Source organism: Sanguibacter sp. Z41_6, from assembly GCF_059621145.1.
In genome coordinates, this window is record NZ_JCAQIF010000001.1 from 878792 (window position 1) to 902702 (window position 23911).

Annotated in this window: 26 protein-coding genes; 14 read left to right on the forward strand and 12 right to left on the reverse strand. The window is 72.3% G+C overall.

Annotation, left to right across the window (positions count from 1 at the left end; translation table 11 throughout):
• The first annotated feature begins 7 nt into the window (after window positions 1-7).
• On the forward strand, window positions 8-3136 hold the full coding sequence (locus AC54T1_RS04150) for an AAA family ATPase (RefSeq protein ID WP_496911146.1): 3129 nt from the start codon (window positions 8-10) through the stop codon (window positions 3134-3136).
• Between the two features lie 137 nt (window positions 3137-3273).
• Here the strand turns inward: AC54T1_RS04150 and AC54T1_RS04155 are convergent, their stop codons facing one another.
• Window positions 3274-3822, reverse strand: a complete 549-nt coding sequence (locus tag AC54T1_RS04155; RefSeq protein WP_496911147.1) for a DUF4234 domain-containing protein — start codon at window positions 3820-3822, stop codon at window positions 3274-3276.
• Window positions 3823-3941: 119 nt separating this feature from the next.
• Between AC54T1_RS04155 and AC54T1_RS04160 the strand changes: the two genes are divergently transcribed.
• The 4 genes from AC54T1_RS04160 to AC54T1_RS04175 all read left to right on the forward strand — a co-directional run bounded on the left by AC54T1_RS04160 (window position 3942) and on the right by AC54T1_RS04175 (window position 7779).
• Window positions 3942-5537: a sodium-dependent transporter gene (locus tag AC54T1_RS04160; RefSeq protein WP_484344070.1), complete on the forward strand. Its 1596-nt coding sequence runs from the start codon at window positions 3942-3944 to the stop codon at window positions 5535-5537.
• Window positions 5534-5716 carry a methionine/alanine import family NSS transporter small subunit gene (locus tag AC54T1_RS04165; protein ID WP_484344071.1) on the forward strand — a complete coding sequence of 61 codons (183 nt, stop codon included), beginning with the start codon at window positions 5534-5536 and terminating at the stop codon, window positions 5714-5716. Before AC54T1_RS04160 ends, AC54T1_RS04165 begins: the two co-directional genes overlap by 4 nt.
• A 151-nt stretch (window positions 5717-5867) precedes the next feature.
• On the forward strand, window positions 5868-6842 hold the full coding sequence (locus AC54T1_RS04170) for a glutathione S-transferase family protein (RefSeq protein ID WP_496911148.1): 975 nt from the start codon (window positions 5868-5870) through the stop codon (window positions 6840-6842).
• A 124-nt stretch (window positions 6843-6966) separates the two neighbouring features.
• Window positions 6967-7779 (forward strand): SDR family oxidoreductase, encoded by an 813-nt coding sequence (locus AC54T1_RS04175; protein ID WP_496911149.1) that lies wholly within the window; start codon window positions 6967-6969, stop codon window positions 7777-7779.
• On the opposite strand, the gene AC54T1_RS04180 is transcribed toward AC54T1_RS04175, so the two are convergent.
• Window positions 7733-8647, reverse strand: coding sequence for a LysR family transcriptional regulator ArgP (locus tag AC54T1_RS04180; RefSeq protein WP_496911150.1), 915 nt, complete (start codon window positions 8645-8647; stop codon window positions 7733-7735). The two genes, AC54T1_RS04175 and AC54T1_RS04180, sit on opposite strands and share 47 nt — an antisense overlap.
• Before the next feature lie 70 nt (window positions 8648-8717).
• Here AC54T1_RS04180 and AC54T1_RS04185 point away from each other — a divergent pair, with 70 nt between their 5' ends.
• Complete coding sequence (locus tag AC54T1_RS04185; RefSeq protein WP_484344075.1) at window positions 8718-9311, forward strand: LysE/ArgO family amino acid transporter; 594 nt, start codon at window positions 8718-8720, stop codon at window positions 9309-9311.
• Window positions 9312-9376: 65 nt separating this feature from the next.
• Window positions 9377-10111 (forward strand): glutamine amidotransferase, encoded by a 735-nt coding sequence (locus AC54T1_RS04190; RefSeq protein ID WP_496911151.1) that lies wholly within the window; start codon window positions 9377-9379, stop codon window positions 10109-10111.
• Window positions 10112-10140: 29 nt separating this feature from the next.
• Here AC54T1_RS04190 and AC54T1_RS04195 read toward each other — a convergent pair whose 3' ends face one another.
• Genes AC54T1_RS04195 through AC54T1_RS04205 form a run of 3 tightly spaced genes read right to left on the reverse strand, consistent with a single transcriptional unit; the run spans window position 10141 to window position 12112 of the window.
• Complete coding sequence (locus AC54T1_RS04195) at window positions 10141-10497, reverse strand: nucleotide pyrophosphohydrolase (protein ID WP_484344077.1); 357 nt, start codon at window positions 10495-10497, stop codon at window positions 10141-10143.
• Window positions 10494-11114 (reverse strand): class I SAM-dependent methyltransferase, encoded by a 621-nt coding sequence (locus AC54T1_RS04200; protein ID WP_496911152.1) that lies wholly within the window; start codon window positions 11112-11114, stop codon window positions 10494-10496. The genes AC54T1_RS04195 and AC54T1_RS04200 overlap by 4 nt, the downstream gene beginning before the upstream one ends.
• Before the next feature lie 35 nt (window positions 11115-11149).
• Complete coding sequence (locus tag AC54T1_RS04205; RefSeq protein ID WP_496911153.1) at window positions 11150-12112, reverse strand: M15 family metallopeptidase; 963 nt, start codon at window positions 12110-12112, stop codon at window positions 11150-11152.
• Window positions 12113-12236: 124 nt separating this feature from the next.
• Here AC54T1_RS04205 and AC54T1_RS04210 point away from each other — a divergent pair, with 124 nt between their 5' ends.
• The gene (locus AC54T1_RS04210; protein WP_496911263.1) at window positions 12237-13358 is read left to right on the forward strand and encodes a VIT1/CCC1 transporter family protein; all 1122 of its coding nucleotides are present in this window, start codon (window positions 12237-12239) and stop codon (window positions 13356-13358) included.
• Between the two features lie 33 nt (window positions 13359-13391).
• Here the strand turns inward: AC54T1_RS04210 and AC54T1_RS04215 are convergent, their stop codons facing one another.
• Entirely contained in the window at window positions 13392-14132 is a 741-nt protein-coding gene (locus tag AC54T1_RS04215) for a DivIVA domain-containing protein (RefSeq protein ID WP_496911154.1), read from the reverse strand.
• Between the two features lie 238 nt (window positions 14133-14370).
• Here AC54T1_RS04215 and AC54T1_RS04220 point away from each other — a divergent pair, with 238 nt between their 5' ends.
• Window positions 14371-14979 carry a DUF1349 domain-containing protein gene (locus AC54T1_RS04220; protein ID WP_484344081.1) on the forward strand — a complete coding sequence of 203 codons (609 nt, stop codon included), beginning with the start codon at window positions 14371-14373 and terminating at the stop codon, window positions 14977-14979.
• Here AC54T1_RS04220 and AC54T1_RS04225 read toward each other — a convergent pair.
• From AC54T1_RS04225 to AC54T1_RS04235, 3 genes are all read right to left on the reverse strand, one after another.
• Window positions 14976-15509, reverse strand: coding sequence for a gluconokinase (locus AC54T1_RS04225; protein WP_496911155.1), 534 nt, complete (start codon window positions 15507-15509; stop codon window positions 14976-14978). The two genes, AC54T1_RS04220 and AC54T1_RS04225, sit on opposite strands and share 4 nt — an antisense overlap.
• 10 nt (window positions 15510-15519) lie before the next feature.
• Complete coding sequence (locus AC54T1_RS04230) at window positions 15520-16983, reverse strand: SPFH domain-containing protein (protein ID WP_484344083.1); 1464 nt, start codon at window positions 16981-16983, stop codon at window positions 15520-15522.
• A gap of 104 nt (window positions 16984-17087) precedes the next feature.
• Window positions 17088-17564, reverse strand: a complete 477-nt coding sequence (locus tag AC54T1_RS04235; RefSeq protein ID WP_496911156.1) for an NfeD C-terminal domain-containing protein — start codon at window positions 17562-17564, stop codon at window positions 17088-17090.
• A gap of 118 nt (window positions 17565-17682) precedes the next feature.
• On the opposite strand from AC54T1_RS04235, the gene AC54T1_RS04240 reads away from it, so the two are divergent.
• A complete protein-coding gene (locus AC54T1_RS04240; protein WP_496911157.1) occupies window positions 17683-18156 on the forward strand; it encodes a DoxX family protein in 474 nt (157 codons plus the stop codon).
• Window positions 18157-18170: 14 nt separating this feature from the next.
• Here AC54T1_RS04240 and AC54T1_RS04245 read toward each other — a convergent pair whose 3' ends face one another.
• Together AC54T1_RS04245 and AC54T1_RS04250 are read right to left on the reverse strand one after the other, a co-directional pair.
• Entirely contained in the window at window positions 18171-19943 is a 1773-nt protein-coding gene (locus tag AC54T1_RS04245) for a pyruvate dehydrogenase (RefSeq protein ID WP_496911158.1), read from the reverse strand.
• Between the two features lie 76 nt (window positions 19944-20019).
• Complete coding sequence (locus AC54T1_RS04250; RefSeq protein WP_484344087.1) at window positions 20020-20622, reverse strand: hypothetical protein; 603 nt, start codon at window positions 20620-20622, stop codon at window positions 20020-20022.
• A gap of 197 nt (window positions 20623-20819) precedes the next feature.
• On the opposite strand from AC54T1_RS04250, the gene AC54T1_RS04255 reads away from it, so the two are divergent.
• From AC54T1_RS04255 to AC54T1_RS04265, 3 genes are read left to right on the forward strand one after another with little or no spacing between them, the layout of a single operon-like run.
• Window positions 20820-21140, forward strand: coding sequence for a type VII secretion target (locus AC54T1_RS04255; protein ID WP_484344088.1), 321 nt, complete (start codon window positions 20820-20822; stop codon window positions 21138-21140).
• Window positions 21137-21853 carry a hypothetical protein gene (locus AC54T1_RS04260; protein ID WP_484344089.1) on the forward strand — a complete coding sequence of 239 codons (717 nt, stop codon included), beginning with the start codon at window positions 21137-21139 and terminating at the stop codon, window positions 21851-21853. The genes AC54T1_RS04255 and AC54T1_RS04260 overlap by 4 nt, the downstream gene beginning before the upstream one ends.
• Window positions 21853-22212 carry a hypothetical protein gene (locus AC54T1_RS04265; RefSeq protein WP_484344090.1) on the forward strand — a complete coding sequence of 120 codons (360 nt, stop codon included), beginning with the start codon at window positions 21853-21855 and terminating at the stop codon, window positions 22210-22212. The genes AC54T1_RS04260 and AC54T1_RS04265 overlap by 1 nt, the downstream gene beginning before the upstream one ends.
• Before the next feature lie 13 nt (window positions 22213-22225).
• On the opposite strand, the gene AC54T1_RS04270 is transcribed toward AC54T1_RS04265, so the two are convergent.
• Entirely contained in the window at window positions 22226-23503 is a 1278-nt protein-coding gene (locus AC54T1_RS04270) for an MFS transporter (RefSeq protein ID WP_484344091.1), read from the reverse strand.
• 55 nt (window positions 23504-23558) lie between these two features.
• On the opposite strand from AC54T1_RS04270, the gene AC54T1_RS04275 reads away from it, so the two are divergent.
• The gene (locus tag AC54T1_RS04275; protein WP_484344092.1) at window positions 23559-23858 is read left to right on the forward strand and encodes a GNAT family N-acetyltransferase; all 300 of its coding nucleotides are present in this window, start codon (window positions 23559-23561) and stop codon (window positions 23856-23858) included.
• Window positions 23859-23911: the final 53 nt, after the last annotated feature.

Here is a 23911-nt window from a genome sequence, read left to right on the forward strand (position 1 = left end):
GCGTCCCATGCACCTGCACGCACTGACCCTCCAGGCCATCGGGCCCTTCGCCGGACGGCACGTCGTCGACTTCGGAGCGCTCGCGGCATCGGGCATCTTCCTGCTCGAAGGGCCCACGGGCGCCGGGAAGTCGACCCTCATCGACGCGGTCGTCTTCGCGTTGTACGGCAAGGTCGCATCAGCGACCGCGAGCGACGACCGCCTGCGCTCCGCCCACGCACCCGACGACGTCGACTCGTTCGTCGACCTCACGTTCGAGACGAGCAGCGGGGCCTACCGCGTCCTGCGCACCCCCGAGCGGCTGCGCCCGAAGAAGCGGGGCGCCGGCACCACCAAGCAGCAGGCAACCGTGAAGGTGTGGCGCCTGCCGGGCGGGTTCCTCGGACCGGGCGTCGACCTGGGCGACCCCGGCGTGGTCGGTGACCTCCTGGCGAACCGCCTCGATGAGGCGGGTCTGCAGCTGCAGCGCATCGTCGGCCTCGACCGCGCGCAGTTCGTCCAGACGATCGTCCTGCCCCAGGGTGAGTTCGCCGGGTTCCTGCGGGCCAAGCCCGAGGACCGCCGGGGCCTGCTGCAGAAGGTGTTCGGCACGGAGATCTACGAGAAGGCGCAGACGGAGCTCGCGGCGATGCGCAGCGAGGTCCAGGGCGAGGTGACGACGGCGCGGGCACGCGTCACGAGTGCCCTCGAGTCGTTCCTCGCGGCGGCCGGCCTCCCGGACGACGACGCCGTGGTCCTGCGAGAGGCGCGCCTCGAGGACACCGCGAAGCTGGCCGCCGAGCAGGCTGCAGCGTTGAGCGCCGCGTCCGCCGCCGCGTCGCGGGCCGCCGAGGATGGCGCGTCCGCGCACGAGCGCGCGCGGACCGCCCTCGACGAGGCTCGCGCGCTGCACGAGTCGGTGGAGTGTCGTGCCCGGCTCCGCCTCGAGGCCGCGGACCTCGCCGGGCGTGAGCCCGTCGTCGAGCGCCAGGCCCGCGCACTCGACGCCGCGCGACGAGCAGCCGTCGTCCGGCCGCTGCTCGCCGGCGAGGAGGCGGCCGAGCGCGCAGCAGAGCAGGCGTTCCGGACGTTCGAGCGTGCGCTCGTCGCTGCGGGCCTCCCGGCGGACACCCTGTCCGCGTCGCCCGAGGGTGACGAGGCGGCGAGCGACCTGCTGGCCGAGCGCGACGACGCCTTCCGGCGCGCCGCGTCGCTCGACAGGCTCGTCCGCCTCGAGCAGGGGCTGCCCGGACGGCAGGACGCCCTCGCGGTCCGCGAGGCAACCCTGGCCGCGCTCCGGGACGAGCACACGGCGCTCACCCGGGAGCTCGAGGGCCGACCTGCGCTGCGCGCCGAGCACGAACGTGCACACGAGTCCGTACGCGCGACCGCCGAGCTGCTCCCCGCTCGCACCGAGGCCGTCACCCGCGCCCGCGAGGCGCTCGACGCGCTGGACGCACTCGCCGTGTGCACCGAGGAGGTCGCCGCCGCACAGGCCGACCGTCGTGCGGCCGCCGAGGCGGCGCGGGACGCGGTGGACCGGGAGCGAGAGCTGCGCACCGCGCGGATCACCGACATCGCCGGCGAGCTCGCGGCCCGGCTCGCGCCGGGCGATCCCTGCCCCGTGTGCGGGGGGTGCGAGCACCCGGCGCCCGCGGCCCTCACCGACGACCACGTGACACCGGAGATGCTCGCGGACGCGGAGGCCGCCCGGAGCGAGGCAGAGGGCGTGCTCGACACGGCGAACCGTCGCGTCGCCGGGCTCGAGGAACGACTGACGGCGCAGCGGCGGCTCACCGCGGGCACGGACCCGGAAGGGGCCGCTGCGTCCCTCGACGCGGCGCTCGCCGACGTCGCGGAGTCCGAGCGGGCCGTCCGGGAGCTCGCGGCCGCGAGCGACCTGTTGCGCGCGTTCGACGCCAGGACCGAGGCACTGCGGACCCAGCACCACGAGCTGTCCGAGACCGTCGCGCGCACCACGGCCCGCGTCGAGCACGACGGCGCCAGCCTCGCTGCCGACGTCGCCGAGGTCCAGGACGCCCTCGAGACCGACCGGGGCACCCACGGCGGGCGCCCGGACCCCGAGCGGGCCGACGGCCACGGCGCACGCGCCGACGGGCGTGACGGGCCGTCCGCGAGGACGTTGACCGACGTGGTGGACACACTCACCGCACAGGTCCAGGTCATCGACGACGTCCTGGGTGCACGGGCCCGCGCCGGGACGGCGGCCCTCGGCCTCGAGCAGCGCCGTTCTGAGCGAGAGTCGGTCATGCGCGAGCAGGGATTCGACTCGATCGACGACGTCCGGGCGGCCGCGCTCGACGACGCGACGATGGCGTCCCACGAGGCGGAGGTCAGGGACTTCCACGCGTGCACCGAGCGGGTCCGCTCGGGGCTCCTCGAGGACCGCATCGTCGCGCTGCCCGAGCACGTCGAGGTCGACCTCGACGGCGCCCGCGAGCGAGCGCGGACCGCGGAGGACGTTGCCCGCGAGCGAGCCCGCGAAGCCACCCGGGCGGAGGACCGCGCGGCCGCCGCAGAGCGGTGCGCCACGGCCATCGCCGACGCCGTAGCAGCCCTCGACAGCACTGCCGGCCGTGCCGACCCCGTGCTGCGGATGGCGTCGCTCGCCAACGCCACCTCGCCGGACAACCCCAACCGGCTCACGCTGCAGACCTACGTCCTCATGCAGCGCTTCGAGGACGTCGTCGCTGCCGCGAACGAGCGCATCGCGATCATGTCCGACGGTCGGTACGAGCTCGAGCGCAGCGACGAGAAGGAGTCAGGCGGCGGACGCAAGATCGGTCTCGCGCTGCGCGTCGTCGACCACCACACGGGCTCCACGCGCCTCACCCAGTCGCTCTCCGGGGGTGAGACCTTCTACGTGTCCCTGTGCCTCGCGCTCGGCATGGCCGACGTCGTCACCGCGGAGGCCGGTGGCGTCGACCTCGGCACCCTGTTCATCGACGAGGGGTTCGGATCTCTCGACCCCGAGACCCTCGACTCCGTCCTGCGGGTGCTCGGCGCCCTGCGCGACGGTGGACGGGTCGTCGGGGTCGTCTCGCACGTCGAAGGGCTCAAGCAGAGCATCGCCGACGGAATCTCCGTGCGCCGGCTCCCGGACGGATCCAGCACACTGACGGTACGTGCGGCCTGACCGACAGCCGCCTCACCGAGCCAGCCGCCCGACCGAGACAGCCGCCTCACCGAGACAGCCGCCTCACCGAACCAGACACATGACCGCCGGGCGCCTCCTCGAAAGGCGCCCGGCGGTGTCCTACGGTGCGGAGCAGCTCAGGCCTGGCGGAACTGCCAGATGCTGTTGAGGCCGTCCTGGTAGTAGAAGAGGTGCCCCAGGATGACGATCGCCAGCAGGGTGCCGATGGCCGGGGACGTCGCCCCCGGAAGCCCTGCGAGCCGCTGCGCCTGCGCCACACGCTCCCCCGTGCGGTACACCGAGACGATGAAGCCGAAGGGCACGAAGATGCACAGGAGGATCATGTTCACGGGGTTGACCTGGATCGACGGGTGGAAGGCGCGCAGCTCCTCGTTGACCTTGTAGTGCCACACGTAGGCGTAGATGCCGAAGGTGACGATCGCCAGGAGGAACACCGCGATGGGAGAACGCGTCTTCCCCGAGGGTCCGTTCTGTCCGTGGACGACCTGCCCGCCGACGGCCGACGGCGCAGCGGGATACCCGCCGGGAGCGTCCGCATATCCGGCGGGTGCAGACGGGTAGCCTGAGGAGGACGAGGCTCCCTCCGACGGGGCCTTCGAGAACCCGTAGGGGGACGACTGCTGGGCGCTCTGCGGCGCCGACCCGTAGGGGTCCGAGGTTGTCATGCCCCACAGGGTAGCGACTGCGCAGACCGACCGGGCCGGGCGCCACGCGAGCAGCGGCGCTAGGTTCATCACGATGTCAGCGCCCGAGGGGCGAGGCGAACACGAACCGGAGCACGCAGATGACAAGGTCCACGAGACAGCCCAGGGCGGGCCGCGAGCAGTGGTCAGGGCAGACGGGATTCATCCTCGCGGCGATCGGGTCGGCCGTCGGGCTCGGCAACATCTGGCGGTTCCCGGGCGTCGCCTACGAGAACGGCGGGGGAGCGTTCCTCATCCCCTACCTCGTCGCACTCCTCGGCGTCGGGATCCCCATCCTGCTGCTCGACTACGCGCTGGGTCACCGCTTCCGTGGCTCGGCACCGACGGTCTTCCGCCGGCTCGTGCGCAAGGCGGAGTCGATCGGGTGGTTCCAGGTCGCCATCGCGTTCGTCATCGTCCTCTACTACGCCGCCATCATCGCGTGGTCCGTCAGCTACATGTACTTCTCGTTGCGGACCTCCTGGGGCGACGACCCCGCCGGGTTCTTCACCGGGGAGTACCTCCGGGTCGCCGCGGAACCCGGCGTGAGCCTGGACTTCGTGCCTGCGGTCCTGGGGCCGCTCGTGGGCGTGTGGGTCGTGGTGCTCGTGGTCCTCGCGCTCGGGGTGCAGAAGGGCCTGGAGCGGGCGAACGTCATCTTCCTGCCGCTCCTCGTCCTGCTCTTCACCGCGCTCGTCGTGCGGGCACTGTTCCTCGACGGGGCGTCCGAGGGTCTCAACGCGTTGTTCACCCCCGACTGGTCAGCGCTGACGCACCCGGGTGTGTGGGTGGCGGCGTTCGCGCAGATCTTCTTCTCGTTGTCGATCGCCTTCGGCATCATGATCACGTACTCGTCCTACCTGCGCCGGCGCGCGAACCTCACCTCGTCGGGCCTCGTCGTGGGCTTCGCCAACTCCTCCTTCGAGATCCTCGCCGGCATCGGCGTGTTCGCGACCATCGGGTTCATGGCGCACCAGCAGAACATCCAGGTCTCCGAGCTCGAGGGGCTCACCGGGCCGTCGCTGTCCTTCATCACGTTCCCGCAGATCATCTCGATGATGCCCGGCGGACCACTGTTCGGGTTCCTCTTCTTCGCCTCGCTCGCCCTCGCGGGCTTCACGTCGTTGCTGTCGGTGCTCCAGGTGGTCTCTGCCGGGTTCCAGGAGAAGTTCGTGTGGTCTCCTCGCGCGGCGGCGCTCCGGGTGGGCGGGGTGGCGGCGCTGCTGTCCGTGCTGCTCTTCTCGACGACGACGGCCCTGCCGATGCTCGACACGGTCGACAAGTGGGCCAACGAGGTCGGCGTCATCGGGTCGGCGGTGCTGTCCACCGTCCTCGTCGGCCTCGTCCTGCGGCGCCTGCCCGAGCTCCAGTGGCACCTCAACTCCGTGTCCTCGACGCGGATCGGCGCGTGGTGGCGGTGGGCCGTGGGTGTGGTGGCTCCCGTCGTCATCGGCTACATGCTCGTCTCGAGCATCTACACCGTGATCGTCGACGGGTACGAGGGGTACCCGCGGTGGTTCATCACGACGTTCGGGTGGGGCACCATCGCGTTCCTCGTCGTGTTCGCACTCGCCATGACGGCGATCCCGTGGCGTCGGAACCCCGACGACTTCACGCCGTCGCCCGCACTGCCACCGGGCGGGGTGCCCCGGCCGGCGCGCCGCCCGCTCCGTACCCAGAAGGACGTCCGATCATGACCCCGACCGCCATCACCTTCCTCATCATCGCCATCGTCGTCGTGTGGGGCGGACTCGTCCTGAGCATCATCAACCTGCGCAAGGCCGGCCCGGAGGGGGCTCCCGACGACGTCGACGACGCCGAGGACGACGGTCCCACCCGGTCGACATGGACGGGACCGCCCCCGCGCGACCTCTAGATCGCCCGGGCTCGCGTCGGGTGAGCCCTTCGGACGGGCGCGCCCGGTGAGCCCTTCGGACGGGCGCGCCCGGTGAGCCCTCCGCCCGCGCGCACCAGGTGAGCCGTCCGCCTGGCGCGCGGTGCCACCTCGGCGGGTGGAGACTAGTTGAATGAGCAACCAAGATGGCGTCTACTCCATCCCCGGCCGTGAGTTCTCCCGGGACACGCGGTACATCCCGACGCGCATCACCGCGGACGGGCGGGACGGTTTCGCGGTCGAGCCGGGGCGCTACCGGCTCGTCGCCGCACGTGCGTGCCCCTGGGCCAACCGCACCATCATCGTCCGGCGCCTCCTCGGGCTCGAGGACGTCCTGTCGCTCGGCCTCACCGGACCGACGCACGACCCCGACAGCTGGACCTTCGACCTCGACCCCGGCGGGGTGGACCCGGTGCTCGGCATCCCGCGCCTCAAGGACGCGTACCTCGCGTTCGACCCCGCCTACGACAAGGGCATCACCGTCCCGGCGATCGTCGACACGACCACCGGCAAGGTCGTCACCAACGACTACGCGCAGATGACGCTCGACTTCTCGACGCAGTGGCGCGAGCACCACCGTCCCGGCGCTCCGGACCTCTACCCCGAGCACCTGCGCGAGGAGATGGACGCCGTCATGCGGCGCATCTACACGGAGGTCAACAACGGCGTGTACCGCTGCGGGTTCGCGGGCACGCAGGAGGCGTACGACGACGCGTACGCGCGGCTGTTCACCGCACTCGACTGGCTCGAGGAGCGGCTCGCGACCCAGCGCTTCCTCATGGGAGAGTCCATCACCGAGGCGGACGTGCGCCTGTTCACGACCCTCGTGCGGTTCGACGCCGTCTACCACGGGCACTTCAAGTGCAACCGCTCGAAGCTCACGGAGATGCCGGTGCTCTGGGCGTACGCCCGCGACCTCTTCCAGACCCCCGGGTTCGGCGACACGGTCGACTTCGACCAGATCAAGGCGCACTACTACGTCGTCCACCGGGACATCAACCCGAGCGGCATCGTCCCGCAGGGACCGGACCTGTCCGGGTGGTCGACGGCGCACGGCCGTGGGTCCTTGGGTGGGCGCCCGTTCGGGGACGGCACCCCGCCGGCCTGATCCGGCCCCGCTGCGTCCGGCGAGACACGCCGGGTGAGACCCGGGGGAGAGACCCGGGCGAGACCCGGCCGGGGAGCGGGCAAAGGAGTTGCACGCCTCGGCGGGCCCGCGGGAGGGTGGCGCCATGACCCACCCACCCGCAGACGCCCCGGCACCATCCCGCCCGTTGCACGACCGTGTGGTCCTCGTGACCGGTGCGAGCCGGCGCATCGCCATCGGCGCGGCGATCGCCCGTCGTGCTGTCGCGGACGGCGCCTCGGTGCTGCTGCACTCGTGGCAGCCGCACGACGAGGAGCAGCCGTGGGGAGCCGACCCCGGCGGGCCGCAGGCGCTCCTCGAGGAGCTGCGGGCGGCGGGCGGGCGCGTCGAGCACGTGTCCCTCGACCTCAGCGAGCCGGAGGCGCCCGCGGCCCTCGTCGCGGCGGCGCGGGACGCGTTCGGGCACGTCGATGCCGTCGTGGCCAACCATGCGCGCAGCAGCAGCCAGTCCCTCGAGCAGCTCACGGCCGCCGAGCTGGACCTCAGCCACGCCGTGAACACCCGCGCGACGTTGCTGCTCACCCAGGCGTTCGCGGCACAGCACGACGACGCGCGCCCGGGTGGCCGGGTCCTGCTGTTCACCTCGGGCCAGTACCGGGGAGCCATGCCCGGGGAGCTGCCGTACATCGCGACGAAGGCCGCTCTCCACGAGCTCACGGCGAGCCTCGCGGTGCACCTCGCGCCGAGGCGCATCACCGTCAACTGCATCAACCCGGGCCCCAACGACACGGGCTACGCCGACGAGGAGACGCTCGCGGCCGTCGCCACCTTCAGTCCTGGCGGCCGGTGGAGCCGGCCCACGGACACGGCGCGGCTGGCCGCGTGGTTGCTCAGCGACGAGTCGGAGTGGGTCACCGGTCAGACGATCGCGTCCGACGGGGGGTTCTCGTCCCGCTGACGCCTCGGAGCGCGGCAGAGGCTGCGTGGCGGACGCTCGCCGTGATGCGGTCGAGCCGCTCCGAGTCGAGCGTCCACGTCTGCCAGTGCAGCGCGAGGTCGTACCCGTCCTCCTCGAGCGCGACGAGGGACCCGTCCTCGAGCGCGCTCCCGAGCTGCAGCTCGGGGATGAGTCCCCAGCCGAGACCGGCGCGGATGCCCGCGAGGAACCCTTCCGCGGAGGGGATCCGGTGCGTCGGCGGGGAGTCCGTCACCCCGCGGGCGCGCAGCACCTCGACCTGGAGCTCGTCCTTGGCGCTGAACTCGATCGTCGGCATGCGCGCCCAGTCGACCGTCCCGTCCTGGGTGAAGCGGTCCCGGAGGGCGGGGGCGGCGACGAGGAGGTAGCGCATGTGGCCGAGGAGCTCGGCCCTGCACCCGTTGACGGGGACGGGGTCGGACGTCACGGCGCCGATGACGTCCCCCTGGCGCAGGAGGCGGCTGCTGTGTCCCTGGTCCTCGACGTGCAGGTCGAGCGTCGTGTCCGACCATCCGGCCGCGTCGGCGAGCACGGGCACGAACCACGTGGCGAGGGAGTCGGCGTTGACGGCGACGGGGGTGACGGTGCGGGAGGAGATCCCGTCCCCGAGCGCGTGCCACGTCTCGGCCTCGAGGACCTGGAGCTGCCTGGCCATCCGCAGGAGGACGGTGCCCGCGTCCGTCGGTTCGCAGGGCGTCCCGCGCCGCACGACGACCTGCCCGACGGCGGACTCCAGGGCCTTGATGCGCTGGCTCACCGCCGAGGGGCTGATGCGCAGGGCGTCGGCTGCCGCCTCGAAGGTGCCTTCGTCGACGATGGCGACGAGGGCGTGGAGGTGACTGAGGTTCATGAAGCAATGCTAATGGTTCTGTAGATTCATGCGTTTGTCTGTAGATGCACATGTGCCTACCGTCGACCCAATGTGGAGTGTGTGGGGAACCGGTCTTGCTACCGGGCTGGTGCTGATCGTCGCTATCGGAGCGCAGAACGCGTTCGTCCTGCGTCAGGGGGTGCGTCGCGAGCACATCGGCGTCGTCGTCGCGCTCGCGATGGCGGGCGACGCGCTCCTCATCCTCGGCGGGACCGCCGGGATGGGCACCCTCGTCGCGCAGTTCCCGTGGCTCATGGACGTCCTGCGATGGGGCGGCGCCGCCTACCTCGCGTGGTGGGGCATCCGGTCGTTCCGCTCGGCCGCGACTCCCGCGACGCTGTCCGACGACGCCCCCCGCTCCCGCGGGTCCGTCGCCACCACGACGCTCGCCCTGACGTTCCTCAACCCGCACGCCTACCTCGACACGGTCGTCCTCGGCAGCCTCGCGAACGAGCAGGGCGACGCCCGCTGGACGTTCGCTGCGGGCGCGCTCGCCGGCAGCGTCGTGTGGTTCACGACGCTGGGCGTCGGCGCCAGGTCGCTCTCCGGCATCCTCAGCAAGCCGAAGGCGTGGCGGATCCTCGACGTCGGCATCGGGATCGTCATGCTCGGCCTCGCCGCAGGCCTCGTGCTGCGGGCCTGACGCCCGCCTCAGCGGCCCCGGGCGCCGCGGAGGCGCGTCCGCTCGATCCGGCGCAGGATGGCTCCGTGAAACCCTTCCTCCTTCTGTCCACCCGCGCCGACGACGCCGCGGCCGACGGCGAGTACGCCGCGTTCCTGCGATGCGGCGGGCTCGACGCGCAGGACCTCCACCGGGTGCGCATGGAAGCCGGCCCGCTGCCGCCGATCGACCTTGATGACTACTCCGGCGTCATCGTCGGCGGGAGCCCCTTCACGGCGAGCGACCCGCAGGAGAGCAAGTCCGACGTCCAGCTGCGCGTCGAGCGCGAGATCGGCGCGCTGCTCGACGAGGTCGTCGAGCGGGACGTCCCCTACCTCGGAGCCTGCTACGGCGTGGGGACGCTCGGCGTCCACGAGGGAGCCGTCGTCGACACGACCTACGGCGAGGGCATCGGCGCGGTCCCGGTCACGCTCACCGAGGAGGGCCGCGCGGACCCGCTGCTCGCCGGGCTCCCGACGACGTTCGAGGCGTTCGTCGGCCACAAGGAGGCGTGCACGCAGCTGCCCGAGCATGCCGTCCTGCTCGCGTCGTCCCCCGGGTGCCCCGTCCAGATGTTCCGCGTCCGCTCGAACCTCTACGCGACGCAGTTCCACCCCGAGCTCGACCTCGACACCCTCGTGGACCGCATCGTCATCTACGAGGACTCCGGGTACTACCCGCCCGGGGACTCGGGCACGGTGATCGAGCAGGTGCGGCGCTCGACCGTCACCCACCCGGCCCGCATCATGCGCAACTTCGTCGAGCGGTACGCCCGGGAGTGACCCCGGGGAGCGGTCACCCGGGGGTGCGGTCACCCCTTGTGCGGGGCGACCCCCACGACGCTCGCGTCCCCGGCCACGGGGAACCGCTCGTGGTTGCGCGCGAGCTTCGCCTCGCCCGCCGCTCCGAGGTCGACCCCCAGCACGTCGGCGAGCCGGACGAGGTAGATGAGGACGTCCGCGAGCTCGTCGCCGATCCGCTCACGTCGCGCCGGATCCGCGAACCGCTCGACGACCTCGTCGGCCCGCACCCACTGGAGGAGCTCGGCGACCTCGCCGACCTCGCCCGTGAGGGCGAGGGCCAGGGACTTGGGGTCCTGGAACTGCTCCCAGTCCCGCTCGGCCGAGAACGCGCGCACGGCGCGGGTGAACGCCGCGAGGTCGGTCACGGGGCCGCGCCCCCCGCGACGCTGAGCACCGCGACGAGGAAGTCGGAGTCGTCCACGAACGGCCGCAGGTCCCACGTCGAGAAGAGCACGTCCGCCTGGAACCCTGCCGCTCGCGCGTCGTCGAGGAAGGTCTCGAACGCGTACCCGCGCCCCGCCCCGAACCCGATGACCGCCCGGCCGCCGGGCGCGAGGTGCGCGGCCATCCGCCGCAGCACCTCCTGGTGCGTCCCCGGGGCGACGAACGTCATGACGTTCCCGGCGCAGACGATGACGTCGAACGGCTCCGGCACCCCGCGGGCGGGCAGATCGAGCTCGGCGAGGTCGCCGACGAGCCACTCCTCGTCCGGGTGGTCCTCGCGCGCGGCGTCGATGAGCACGGGGTCGACGTCGACCCCCACGACGGTGTGGCCGCGCTCCGCGAGGGCCGCGCCCACCCGGCCCGGCCCGCACCCGGCGTCGAGCACGCGGGAGCCGCGCGCCAGTATCGCGTCGACGGTGCGTGCCTCACCCGCGAGGTCCGCGCCCTGCTTCGCCATCCCGCGCATCCGCTCGATGTACCAGCGGGAGTGCTCCGGGTTGGACTCGACGATCGACTCCCAGACGGTGGGTGTACGCATGTGGTGTCCTCTCATGGACGGTGAAGGCTCATCGCTCAGCCTACGTACTCGTAGTGCCAGTACTCCGGGTTGGACCCGTCCTCATGGGCCCACCGGGGTGAGACCCAGCCGTACGACGGGCCGTTCGCGACGAGCCAGTCGCGACGCTCGGAGCCGAACCGGTAGCAGGACCACTCCGGCACGTCGATCGCCCGGCCCGTGCCGTGCACGGAGGTGCCCGGCTGCGCCGCGATCGACCCGAGCGCGGCGCGCATCCGTACCTGCTCGTCGTACGAGCGGTACGTGAGGTCGAGGTGCAGGCTCTCTCCGAAGCGCGCCTGGTAGGCGGCGTTGAGCCCGTCGAGGGCCTGAGCGGCCGAGGTCGTGAGGTACTGCGGCGTCCCGACGGTGTCGTGGCCCCAGGACAGCCGCGTCATCTGCGACGCCGGGATGTTGCCGTTGGACCCGTCGCCCTCGGCCGACGGCGCGGAGGTGTGGAAGGACTGACCCGAGGACGGGGCGTCGTTGACGCACTGGGCCGGAGGCTGTGGAGCAGCGGGGACGGGCGGCGCCGGCTGCTCCTGCGCGACGGTGCGCTCCGCCTCTCGCCGGGCCTCCTCAGCGGCCTGAGCGGCCGCTGCCTCGGCGGCCTCCTGAGCTTCGGCGATCGCTGCTGCCTCAGCCGCGGCTGCCTCTTCTGCTGCGGCCGCCTCAGCGGCGGCTGCCTCGGCTGCGGCCTGTGCGGCAGCCTCCTCCTCGGCGAGCAGACGCTCGGCCTCGGCGGCGGCGTGCTCGCGGTCGGCGCGGAGCTCCTGCGCGCGCTGCACCAGGCGTTCCTCGGTCAGCCGCCGACGCTCCACCTCCGCGGCGGCGGCCTGCGCTCTGCGCGCGTGGTCGGCATCGACCCAGGCCGCGGTGAGCGCACAGAGACCCAGGAACAGGGTGCTGAGAACGACGAGCAGGGCGAGGCGGTGTCGGGCGGTCAGGGGCTGAACGGGGAGAACGAGTGGCAGGCGCATGTCAGAGCGACCCTATCCGGGCGCCCGTCCCGCGCCACATCGGCGCATCGGCGCCCCGGTGACCGGGAGCCCCACCTCGTCCGTCGCGGGCGCCCGAACTTCACGTCCCGCCGTTCTTGCCAGACTGGTCCGTGTGACGAACGACCCGAACACCCCACCCGCGACGCCCTCCGCCGCCGTCGCGCCCGCTGCGCGCTCGCGGCGCGACATCCGCAGGTGGCGGCGCAACCTCGCCGACGAGCGCGCCGAGGCCGCGGTGTACCGCGAGCTCGCCGGGCGCCGCTCGGGCGAGGAGCGCGAGATCCTCATCGCTCTCGCCGATGCCGAAGGGCGCCACGAGGCGCACTGGGAGGCGCTGCTCGGCGCCGACGTCGGCCGGCCCCTGCGCGCGCACTGGCGCACCCGGATCCTCGTGGTCCTCGCCCGGCGGCTCGGGGGGGTGTTCGTCCTCGCCCTCGCCCAGCAGGCAGAGGCCCGGTCCTCCTACGACGTCGACGTCGACGCCACCGCGACCATGGCCGCCGACGAGCGCATCCACGGCGAGGTCATCCGGGCGCTGGCGACACGGGGCCGGATGCAGATGTCCGGGACCTTCCGTGCCGCCGTCTTCGGCGCCAACGACGGCCTCGTGTCGAACCTCGCGCTCATCCTCGGCGTCGGTGCGTCCGGGGTGTCGCACGCCACGGTCCTGCTCTCCGGCCTGGCCGGGCTGCTGGCGGGAGCCCTGTCCATGGCTGCGGGGGAGTACGTGTCGGTGCGCTCGCAGCGCGAGCTCATCCAGGCGTCCGATCCCAGCCCGGAGGCGTCGGCCGCGCTGCGCCACCTCGACGTCGATGCGAACGAGCTCGCCCTCGTCTACCGGGCGCGCGGCCACTCGGCCACCGAGGCGCAGGAGCTCGCCGACACGGTCCTGGCGACGTACACCTCTGCGACGGTCATCGCGCCCCCCGGGGAGGGGCACGAGGCGGTCGGGACGGCGCTCGGCGCCGCCGCGTCGAGCTTCTGCTTCTTCGCCTCCGGCGCGCTCATCCCGGTCCTGCCGTTCATGCTGGGTCTGCCGGGGACGACGGCGATGGTCCTCGGGACGGTGCTCGTGGGCGTGGCGCTGTCCATCACCGGGGCCACGGTGGGTGTGCTGTCCGGGACGTCGCCGGCGCTGCGTGCGCTGCGACAGCTGGCGATCGGGCTCGGTGCGGCGGGCGTGACCTACGTGCTCGGTCTCGTGTTCGGTACGACCGTCACCTGACCGGGCGGGCGCTCGTGCGGTGCGCGACGAGCGCTACTGGGCGACGATCGTGATCGTGCCGGGCGTCGCCTCGACCACCCGCAGCACCGGGACGCCGCCGGTCGGGCCCTGGACCTCGACGCGCAGGGATCCACGGGCGCGAGACTGGGCCGCAGCGCGCTGCAGCTCGAAGATCAGGGCGTCGACGTCCATGCCACGGACCCTTTCCGGCGCGGCTGCGGCTGGGGCGGGCGCTGGGGCTGGTGCCCACGTCGGCCCGGCCGTCCCCTGCCCGTGCACGCGGGACAGCACCCCCACCGCGGAGCTGAGGTTGGTGGGCATGGGCCGGTCTCCCACCGCCCTGGGACGGGGCACCTCGACCTGCGGCGACCAGGACTGCGTCGAGGCTCCGGCCGCGGTCCCTGCCCCGCCTGCGGCGTCCGGGCCGCCGGTGCGGACGCCGGCTGCAGGAACCGTCGTCGCCCGGACGAGGGTGAGGGTCGGCGGTGGGTGCGCGACACGGGACTCGAGGACGGCGAGCGTGTCGTGGACGGAGTCGAGGAAGTCCTGCACGTCGAGGAAGCCGTAGCTGGGCCCGGTGGCGACGGACGTGAACGCCATCCGGAGGGTGTCCTCCGCAGTGACGGCCCCGGCGTTCGGAGCGCCCGTCCGCTCGTAGCTCCCGAGCGTGTCCAGGACACGGTCGACGAACGCGTCGACCTCGTGCGCCGCGAACCCGCCGGAGGGCGAGGGCGCGAAACGACGACGCTGGATGACCTGGGCCGTGGTGAGCATGCGAAATACAGTAACGAGGAAATCGCGGCCCAGCGATAGCGCGCCGCGGAGGGCGCTGTCACCAGCCCGCGGGGGTGAGATCTTGCCCCGGACCGGGTGAATTGTCTGTTCGCGGGCGCGCGGCGCGGGGCTGGCGAGGCAGGGCGCACCGGGGGCGGGTGATCCCGGCGCCGTGCCTATAGTCGAGCACCACCCGTCCGACGTCGGCGCGCCCGACCGTCGCCCCCGAGAGGACCTCATGACCAGCACGTACGACGTTCCCGGAGTGCCGTTGACCTTCACGCCGTCGCCAGGTTCGTCCTGGACGGTGAGCGACGGCAGCGTCTCGGCGACGTCCGGCCCGCGGACCGACATCTTCATCGACCCCGCTGGCGGCGCGCCGGTCCTCAACGCCGACACCCTGCTGGCCGACGCCCCGGAGGGGGACTTCCGGCTCAGCGCCCGGGTCACCGTCGACTTCGCGGCGACGTTCGACGCCGGTGTGCTGCTCGTGTGGTTCGACGACCGGCACTGGGTCAAGCTCTGCTTCGAGCTCGACCCGGCCGGCAGCGCGAGGATCGTGTCCGTCGTCAACCGCGACGTGTCCGACGACACGAACTCCGACGTCGTCGCCGGCTCGACCACGTGGTTGCGCATCGCCCGGGTCGGGGGCGTCTTCGCCCTGCACACCTCCGAGGACGGCACGGTGTGGCGGCTCGTCCGGGTGTTCCGTCTCGACGCCCCCGCCGGGACGACGCCGCGCATCGGTTTCGAGGCGCAGTCGCCGACCGGTGACGGGTGCCACGTCCGGTTCGACGAGTGCCGGTTCTCCACCGAGACGCTCACCCACCTGCGCGACGGCTCCTAGAGCCCCAGCGCCTCGAGCGCCGCCGCGAGCACGGCGTCGGGGTCCCCGGTGACGGGGACGACGACGCCGTCCTCGTCGGGCTCGAGGGGCTCGAGCGTGGCGAGCTGCGACTGCACGAGCGTCGCGGGCATGAAGTGCCCCGGCCGGTTGCTCACCCGCTCGGTGATCTGCGCGCTGTCGACCTCGAGGTGCACGAACCGCACGCGACCACGCGCCCCGGCGAGGATGTCGCGGTAGCGCCGGCGCAGGGCGGAGCACGCCATGACGCTCGAGGTTCCCGCGTCGGCAAGGACACTCATCGAGTCGCGCACGACCTCGAGCCACGGCGTGCGGTCGTCGTCCGTGAGAGGGGTCCCGGCGGTCATCTTCGAGACGTTCTCGGCCGGGTGGAGGTCGTCGGCGTCGACGAACGCCCACCCCAGGTGGTCCGCGAGCTGGCCGCCCGTCGTGGACTTGCCGGAGCCCGTGACCCCCATGACGACGAGGTGGACGGGCTCCGACGGGGCTGGGGTGGGGACGTCGCTGGTCACGACAGACAGGTTACGCACCCGCCCCGGTGCTCGGGCCACTGGCAGCTTTCGCGGTGCTCGCTCCCGCGAGGTTCGTGATGAGCTGGTTGATGTCCACGCCCGTGAGCTGCTTGATGACGCCCTGGCCCTCGCTGAGCACGGACGCGACGCTCTTGGTCACGGCCGACGCGCCGTCGGTGGAGACGATGGTCATGCCCTGGATGTTGCCGATCGGCTCGGCCGCGGCCCGCACGATCTCGGGGAGACGTTCGATGAGCTCCTGGACGAGGGCGGCCTCGCCGTACTTCTTCAGCGCCTCCGCCTTCGCGTCGAGCGCGGCCGCCTCGGCGCGACCCTCGGCCTCCGTGGCCGCAGCGCGGGCCTCACCCGCGGCGCGCACACCGACGGACAGGGCGACCTGACGGTCGCGCTCGGCCTCACCGGCGCGGCGTACCGCCTCCGCTGCCGCCTCGGCGTCCTGGAGGGCAGCGGTCTTGTTGGCGCCGGCGATGGTCGTGCGCTTGAAGGCGTCCGCCTCGGTGGCGGCGTTCGCGGCGTCGCGCGCCGCGGTGGCGCGCTGGACGGACGCGTAGGCGTCGGCCTCGGCGGGCTTGCGCACGGAGATGTCGAGCTCCTCCTCCGTCACCTTCGCCTGCTCGGCGAGAGCCTCGCGCTGCTGCGTGGCCACGAGCCGGTCCTGCTCGGCCCGGGCGAGCTGACCGGCGGCCTCGGCCTCGGCGTTCGCACGGTCCGTCTGTGCCTTGATGGTGGCCTGCTTGAGGTCGAGGGCCTTGCGGCGCTCCGCGACCTGCTCCTGCGCCTCGATGACGGCGAACTCGGACGCACGCTGCGCCTCGGCCTCGGAGACCTCGGCGACCTGGCGTGCCCGGGCGTTCTCGGCGCGGCCGAGGTTCGCGAGGTAGTCCGACCCGGGGGTGGAGATGTCGGAGATGTTGAGGAGGTCGACCTGCAGGCCCTGCTCCGAGAGGTCGGTCTTGGTGGAGTCGACGACGCGGTCCGACAGTCCCTTGCGGTCGGAGATGATCTGCTCGATCGTCATGTCCCCGACGATGGACCGCAGCGAGCCCTCGAGGGACTCCTTGATGATCTCGGTGAGGGTGCCCTGCTGGGACAGGAACCGCTGGGCGGCGCGACGCACGCCCTCCTCGTCACCGCGGACCTTGAAGTTGATCGACGCCTTGATGGCGATCTTGATGCGGTTCTTGTCGACCCCCTCGACGGTGATGCCGATCTGCCGCTGCTCCAGGGAGATGGAGAAGCCCTGCTGCAGCACGGGCCACACGAAGACGCGTCCGCCGACGACGACCCGCTGGCCCCCCTCGGTCGCCGCGGCTTTGCCTGCGCCGCGCCCGACGATGACGAGCGCCTCGTTCGGGGGCACCCGCCGGATCCGGTTGCCCACGAACGCGATGACCGCGAAGAGCGCGATGACCAGTGCGACGACCGCCGCGATGGTGATGGTGTTGTTCGTCATGAGTGTCCACCCCGCGGAGCGTGGGGCGGGCTCCTTTCGTGAGAGGGAACCGTCCTCGGCACCGGGGACGGGTCAGGCGGGGCCGGCCTGGGCGCCGGGGAAGATCAGCTGTTCGGCGTCGGCGTCGCGCGCGCGACGCGGACCCGGCTGCCGGACTGCTCGCGCACGACGACGCGGGTGCCGGCCGGGATGGCCTCGTCGGCCCAGGCGAGCCGGCGCTCGAGCTCGTGTGCGGCGTCGAGCGACACCTCGCCGCCCGAGGTGCTGAGGTCGCGTGTCGCGACCCCCTGCACCCCGACGAGCGAGACGGGCAGGCCGTCCTCGGTGTCCCGCAGGCGCTTGATGAACATCTGCACGACGAGGACGACGAGGACGGCGACGACGGCGGACCCGGCGTAGGCGAGCCACATGGGCAGGTCGTTGGCGAGGACGATCATGCCCACGGCCCCGAACACGAGGCCTCCGACGCCGAGGGACGTCCCGGAGACCGCCCCGTCACCGAGCTCGACGAACTCTCCGAGGAGCATGGAGCCGAGGACGAGGCAGAGCCCGACGATCCCGATGATGATGAAGGTCAGCATGGGCGCGTCCTCTGCACTGGGGAAAGTTTGCGCAGACTGTACCAATGTTCGTCCAACTCATGGGGTTACCCACCGGGTGAACGGTTGCGGGACGCAGCACCGCCGCCAGACTGGGGTGATGAGCCCTGACACGACGCGCCACCGGCGGACCCGTTCCCGCACCCGGCGGGAGGTCGAGCGCCCCGTCGTGGAGCGGTCGGTGCCGCGCACGGTCGGGCGCCTCGCCCTCGGCGGGTTCCTGCTCTTCGCGGGGATCACCCACCTCACCGTGGCCCGGGAAGAGTTCCTCGCCCAGGTGCCCGGGTGGGTGCCGATGGATCCGGACACCGTCGTCCTCGTCTCGGGCGTCGTCGAGATCAGCCTCGGTGGGGCGCTCGTCGTGCTGCCCGGCAAGAAGGTGCAGATCGGCTGGATCGTCGCTGCCTTCTTCGTCGCGATCTTCCCCGGCAACATCTCCCAGTACGTCACGCACACCGACGCGTTCGGTCTCGACTCGGACCGGGCGCGTGCGGTGCGGCTGCTCTTCCAACCCCTCCTCGTGCTGTGGGCGCTGTGGTCGACGGGCGCCTGGCGGGCGGCCCGGAGGCGCTGAGGGGTTCCATCTCGTCATGGCCGCGGCACGTTCCGGAGGTTCGACCGTGCCATGGACACGACCTCGCCGAGGCCACCACCGAGGACCTCCTTGCTCATCGCGACGGCGAAGCCCCGGACCTGACCGGCGGTGATCGTCGGAGGGAGCGAGAGTGCGCGCGGGTCGGTGACGACGTCGACGAGCCCCGGTCCCGGCCGGTCGAGGGCTGTCCGGAGCGCGTCCCGCAGGCCCCTGGGGTCCTCGATCCGCACGGACGGGATGCCGATGGCGTTCGCCACGGCCGCGTAGTCGATGCTCGGCGAGTCGGTCCCGTACGAGGGCAGGCCGTCGACGAGCATCTCGAGGCGGACCATGCCGAGGGTGGCGTTGTCGAACAGCACGATCTTCACGGGGAGGTCGTAGTGCTTGATGGTGATGAGCTCCCCGAGGAGCATCGACAGGCCGCCGTCCCCCGCGAGGGCGACGACCTGACGCCCGGGCTGGGACATCGCTGCACCGATGGCGTGCGGCACGGCGTTCGCCATGGACCCATGGAGGAACGAGCCGATGATCCGGCGCCGACCGTTGGGCGTGATGTACCGCGCGGCCCACACGTTGCACATGCCCGTGTCCACGGTGAACACGGCGTCGTCGGCGGCCTCCTGGTCGAGGAGGTCGGCGACGTACTCCGGGTGGATGGGAACGAGGGACTCCGCGGACCGTCCCTTGTACGCACCGACGACACTGGTCATCTGCTTCACGTGCTTCTTGCGCATCGTCGTGAGGAACTTGCGCGAGCGGGCAGGTCTGACGAGGGGGAGGAGGGCACGGACGGTCTCGCCGACGTCACCCACGACAGCGAGGTCCAGCCGGGTGCGCCGCCCGAGGTGGGTGGGGTCGATGTCCACCTGCGCGGTCCGCACGGACTCGGGCAGGAACTGGTCGTACGGGAAGTCGGTGCCGAGCAGGACGAGCAGGTCCGCCTCCTGCGTCGCCTCGTGGCAGGACCCGTACCCGAGCAGGCCTGACATCCCGACGTCGAACGGGTTGTCGTACTGGATCCACTCCTTGCCGCGCAACGAGTGGCCGACGGGCGCGGCGATCTTGTCCGCGAGCGCGAGGACGTCGTCGTGCGCGCCCCGGACGCCGGCGCCCGCGAAGATCGTCACCTTCGTGGCGGCGTTGATCGCGTCGGCGAGCAGCTGGAGCGCTGCGGCGTCGGGCACGACGCGCGGCCGGGCCGGCCGGGAGGTGACGTTCGGGACGGCGGCGGGTGCGTCCATGTCGGCGACGTCGCCGGGCAGCGTGAGCACGGCGACCCCCGGCGCACCGTAGGCGTGGTGGATCGCCGTGGCGAAGACGCGGGGCGCCTGCTCGGGGGACGAGACCATCTCCGAGTACACCGAGCACTCGGTGAAGAGGCGGTCCGGGTGGGTCTCCTGGAAGAACTGGGTCCCGATCTGCTTCGTCGGGATGTGGCTGGCGATCGCGAGCACCGGCACCTTCGAGCGGTTGGCGTCGTAGAGGCCGTTGATGAGGTGGAGGTTGCCCGGTCCGCAGGAGCCCGCGCACACGGCGAGGTTGCCGGTGACCTCGGCCTCCGCCGCGGCCGCGAAGGCGGCTGCCTCCTCGTGCCGGACCTGCACCCACGCGATGTCCGCGCCGTCGTTCGCGGCCCGGCGGACGGCGTCGACCACCGGGTTGAGGCTGTCCCCGACGATCCCGTAGATGTGCCTGGCACCGGCCTCGATGATCTGGGCGACGAGCTGGTCGGCGACGGTCTGGTTGCGGGTGCTGTGCTTGACCACGGGATCTCCTCCACAGGCGGACGGGTTCTTCCATCCTCCGGCGGTTGAGCGTCCGGGGCGCGGCGACGGTCCGGCGTCAGTCGACGACGACGGTCACGACGACGAGGGCCACCACGAGGAACCCGATCGTCAGGTACCCGGCGGTCCGCAGGACCCGGCGCGCACGGGCGCGGCGCGCGGCGACGGGCCAGTCCTGCGACCCGGGCGGCGCGCGGAAGGCGAGCACGGCCACGAGCACGGTGAGCACGACGGCGCCGGCGACCGACAGGACACCGAGGAGCACGCCGTCGGCGACCGACTCGACGCGGTCGGCCGCCGCCCCGAACGTCTCGGCGTAGTACCCCGGGCTCGAGACGGCCGGGCGGGGGAACGCGGCGACGGTCCCGAGCCACGCGACGGCCACGAGCGCGAGCGCCCGCGCCCACCACCGCGGCGCGCCGTCCGCCCGCACGGTCACGAGCAGCGCCAGCAGCACGACGACGGGTACGACGACCCATCCGGCTCCGAGGAGCTCGAGCGGCACCGGCCCACCGCTGGCCGGAAGGACGGCGTCCGCGACGCTCTCCCGCTTGGCGAGGATCGTGGCGAGGACCGAGCCGAGCAGCACGACGACGAGAGCGGTCGCCCAGGCGACCGTCGCACGTGGGGCCCGGTTCGGTCCGGCGTCGGATCCTGGCACGGCGTAGCCATCGCCAGCGGGCGAGGGTGCGGTCGCGCCGCGTCGTGGGGGTGTCGCTGGTCGCTCGGGCATCCCCTGATCGTGGCATGCCAGCACACGGAGCACCGCCCGACGCGTCGCGCGCAGGCGGGCACCAGTCCCCATTGTGGCCGCACGCGACCTGCGGAAGGTTGGGGCGGAGACGAAGGGAGTGTCAGGTGTCGGAGTTCTATGTGCGGCCGGAGTCGGTCGCGACGTTCGCGGGTACCGTCGGCGACCTCGGAGAGGGCGTGCCGACGGCCAAGGAGTACCTGTCGACCTGGGGCAGCGTGAGCGGTGGTGAGGACGGGTGGATCTTCTTCACCTTCGCCTCCGCGGCCCAGGGCCTGCTCGACGGCGCCCGCGGGGCGCTCGAGCACCTGTCGACCGTCGTGACGCAGTCCGCGTCCGAGCTGTCCGACACCGCGCAGCACTACGCCACGGTGGACACGTCCGAGGCAGCGGCGCTCGACAAGACCTACCCGGGGGTGCCCCGATGACCGCCGCGACCGACGTGCTCGTGCCGCCCTCGGACGCGCCCGTCGTCCCCGACCTCGTCAACAACATGCTCGGGTTCTCCCAGTACATCAGCCCGTCCTACTGGGTGGACTGGTGCATCAAGCAGGCGTTCGGCTACAGCCCGTTGGAGGTCGTCACCAAGACCGTCGCGGGGGACTGGAACGCGGTCTCGCAGGCCGGCCGGTGCCTGGAGATCCTCGGGGACTACTGCGACGAGGTGTCCGCGCAGCTCCACAGCGCCAGCACGACAGCAGGAGCCGACTGGGACGGGGAGGCGGCCGAGGCGGCCCACGCGTACTTCGTGACGCTGTCCGCGGCCATCGAGCAGCAGGCGAGCGCGCTGCGCTCCGCGGGCGGCGAGTACCTCTCGGTCTCGGCCGGGATGGAGCAGACCGCAGTCCTCATCAACTCCCTGCTGCGCCAGGCGATGGACTGGCTCATCATCGCTGCGGTCTCCGCGGCCGCGACGGCGGCGTCCTCGTGGACGGGCGTCGGGCTGCTCGTCGGAGGAGGCGCGACGGCGGCGTCGATCGCGAAGGCTGCCAGCCTGGCCAAGCAGATCCTCGACGCCCACGACCTCGCGGTGAACATGTGCAACGGCTCGGTGGGGCTGATCGCCGGCTTCCTCGGCGCGATCCAGGACTTCGAGACCATGGCGCTGCCCGCGTCCTACGACAACAAGGTGGTGCCCTGATGACGAGCCCGCACGATGCCTGGCCTGGTGCCGCGACGGGCGACGAGGAGATGCCGCGTGCGCTCCCGTCGATCCCGGTCGGGAGCCCGGGCGACCGTCTGCTCCGCGAGTCCCTGACGATCCTGCGGGACCGCGCCGAGGACCGCGAGACGCGGGACCAGCTCACGGAGATCATCGAGGGACGCCGGCCCGCGCTCGACCTGCTCGAGATGCCGGGCTTCCAGGCCATCGCGGACCGTGGCGTCGCGGACTTCGACCGCACCTGGTCGGCGATGACCGAGGACGAGAAGGCGCGTGCTGCCGACGAGGGTGGTGCCCTGCTCGACGAGGACCCGCCCGCGGGTACGCCCCTCGTCTGAGCCGCGGGGCACGTCAGCCGAGGGTCGCGGACTCCACCTGCACCTGCGCGGTGCGCCGCCGGACCAGCGGGACGGACGCGAGGGCCGCGACGGCGGAGAAGGCCGCAGCGACGAGGACAACCTCGAACCCGGCGTGCGCGCCGGCGTCGTCGATGCGCTGGCCCGCGAGGGACGTCCCGAGAGAGACACCGACCGCGAGGGCGGTGCCCAGCCACGTCAGCCCCTCTGTGAGCTGTGCGGACGGCACGACCGTCTGGATGAGGTTGTTGCCGTTGATGAGGGTCGGGGCGATGGCGAAGCCCGCGACGAACATCACGCCCGCGAGCGCCCACAGCGACGACACGAACACGAAGAGGGACACGCCCGCGGCCATCGCGAGCATCCCGACGACGAACCGGATCCACAGGGGCGACACCCAGTGCCGCGCCCCGTACCCGAGTCCCGAGATGAGCGACCCGGTCGCGAAGACCCCGAGGATCACGCCGGCGAGCGCCTCCTGGCCGGCCTCCTCCGCGAAGGCGATCGTCGCGACGTCGGTGGCACCGAAGATGGCACCCATGCCGATGAACACCCCGATGACGCCGAGCACCGCGCCGTCGCGCAGCACGGAGCGGCGCTTCACTCCCGGGACGGGCACCGACGGCGGCGGCTCGGTCGCCCGCAGGGACAGGAACCAGAAACCGCCGACCGCGACCGCGAGGAGCGGCACGACGAGCCCGGCGGTCGCCGTGACGCTCGTCGCGAGGATGGTCGCGAGCATCGGTCCGACGACGAAGCACAGCTCGTCGACGGCGGCCTCGAAGGAGTAGGCACGGTGCAGCTCACGGGGGTCGCTGATGAGGTGCGACCACCGGGCGCGGACCATCGACCCGACCGAGCCGACGGTCGCCCCGACGAGGACCGCGAACACGTAGAGCGTGACCTCGGGGGCGCGCAGCACGGCGCACAGGATGAGGCCCACGAGGGAGACGCACGTGACGGCGAACAGGGGACGCATGATGCGCGACTGCCCCGCACGGTCCACCCGGCGCGCGATCTGCGGCGAGCAGATCGCCTGGGCGATGATGTATGCCGCGCTCACCCGGCTGCCCAGCGCGTAGTTGCCGTAGATCTGCTGGAGCATGAGGACGATGCCGATACCGACCATCGACATCGGCAGGCGCGCGAGCGCCCCGGCGGCGGAGAACCGCGCCGCTCCCGGGTGCTGGAAGATCACGGCGTAGGGGTTGCGAGAAACCCTGGCACCGTCCTTGCGCGTGCTGCCATCGGTCGTGCCGTCATCCGTTCCCACGACCTCAGTCTCTCATCACGAGACGGCCCGACGAGGCTGTGTGCATGATGGCCCGATGAGCAACGACGACACGCGACCAGGCTTCCCCGTCACGCACGACGCCGCGCAGCAGCGTTTCGAGGCGGACGCGGACGGGCGGACCGCGGGGTTCCTCACCTACGAGCTCGACGGCTCGACGATGGTGACCACCCACACGATCGTCGAGCCGGAGTTCGAGGGCCGCGGCGTCGGTTCGGCCCTGGCGCGCGAGGCCCTCGGTCACGCGCGGGCGCAGGGTCTGCGCGTCGACCCGCAGTGCTCGTTCGTCCACGGGTTCGTCGAGCGCCACGCGGAGTACCAGGACCTTCTCGGCTGACCGTGGGCCGGGCGTGACGAAGGCCCGCACGGGCTGGGCGTCACCGCCCGTGC

Excerpts from the sequence above, each read along its gene's own strand:
- AC54T1_RS04150 (WP_496911146.1), top strand. The coding sequence starts at position 8 with ATGCACCTGCACGCACTGACCCTCCAGGCCATCGGGCCCTTCGCCGGA.
- AC54T1_RS04155 (WP_496911147.1), bottom strand. The coding sequence starts at position 3,822 with ATGACAACCTCGGACCCCTACGGGTCGGCGCCGCAGAGCGCCCAGCAG.
- AC54T1_RS04160 (WP_484344070.1), top strand. The coding sequence starts at position 3,942 with ATGACAAGGTCCACGAGACAGCCCAGGGCGGGCCGCGAGCAGTGGTCA.
- AC54T1_RS04165 (WP_484344071.1), top strand. The coding sequence starts at position 5,534 with ATGACCCCGACCGCCATCACCTTCCTCATCATCGCCATCGTCGTCGTG.
- AC54T1_RS04170 (WP_496911148.1), top strand. The coding sequence starts at position 5,868 with ATGAGCAACCAAGATGGCGTCTACTCCATCCCCGGCCGTGAGTTCTCC.
- AC54T1_RS04175 (WP_496911149.1), top strand. The coding sequence starts at position 6,967 with ATGACCCACCCACCCGCAGACGCCCCGGCACCATCCCGCCCGTTGCAC.
- AC54T1_RS04180 (WP_496911150.1), bottom strand. The coding sequence starts at position 8,647 with ATGAACCTCAGTCACCTCCACGCCCTCGTCGCCATCGTCGACGAAGGC.
- AC54T1_RS04185 (WP_484344075.1), top strand. The coding sequence starts at position 8,718 with ATGTGGAGTGTGTGGGGAACCGGTCTTGCTACCGGGCTGGTGCTGATC.
- AC54T1_RS04200 (WP_496911152.1), bottom strand. The coding sequence starts at position 11,114 with ATGCGTACACCCACCGTCTGGGAGTCGATCGTCGAGTCCAACCCGGAG.
- AC54T1_RS04205 (WP_496911153.1), bottom strand. The coding sequence starts at position 12,112 with ATGCGCCTGCCACTCGTTCTCCCCGTTCAGCCCCTGACCGCCCGACAC.
- AC54T1_RS04215 (WP_496911154.1), bottom strand. The coding sequence starts at position 14,132 with ATGCTCACCACGGCCCAGGTCATCCAGCGTCGTCGTTTCGCGCCCTCG.
- AC54T1_RS04220 (WP_484344081.1), top strand. The coding sequence starts at position 14,371 with ATGACCAGCACGTACGACGTTCCCGGAGTGCCGTTGACCTTCACGCCG.
- AC54T1_RS04230 (WP_484344083.1), bottom strand. The coding sequence starts at position 16,983 with ATGACGAACAACACCATCACCATCGCGGCGGTCGTCGCACTGGTCATC.
- AC54T1_RS04235 (WP_496911156.1), bottom strand. The coding sequence starts at position 17,564 with ATGCTGACCTTCATCATCATCGGGATCGTCGGGCTCTGCCTCGTCCTC.
- AC54T1_RS04240 (WP_496911157.1), top strand. The coding sequence starts at position 17,683 with ATGAGCCCTGACACGACGCGCCACCGGCGGACCCGTTCCCGCACCCGG.
- AC54T1_RS04260 (WP_484344089.1), top strand. The coding sequence starts at position 21,137 with ATGACCGCCGCGACCGACGTGCTCGTGCCGCCCTCGGACGCGCCCGTC.
- AC54T1_RS04265 (WP_484344090.1), top strand. The coding sequence starts at position 21,853 with ATGACGAGCCCGCACGATGCCTGGCCTGGTGCCGCGACGGGCGACGAG.
- AC54T1_RS04275 (WP_484344092.1), top strand. The coding sequence starts at position 23,559 with ATGAGCAACGACGACACGCGACCAGGCTTCCCCGTCACGCACGACGCC.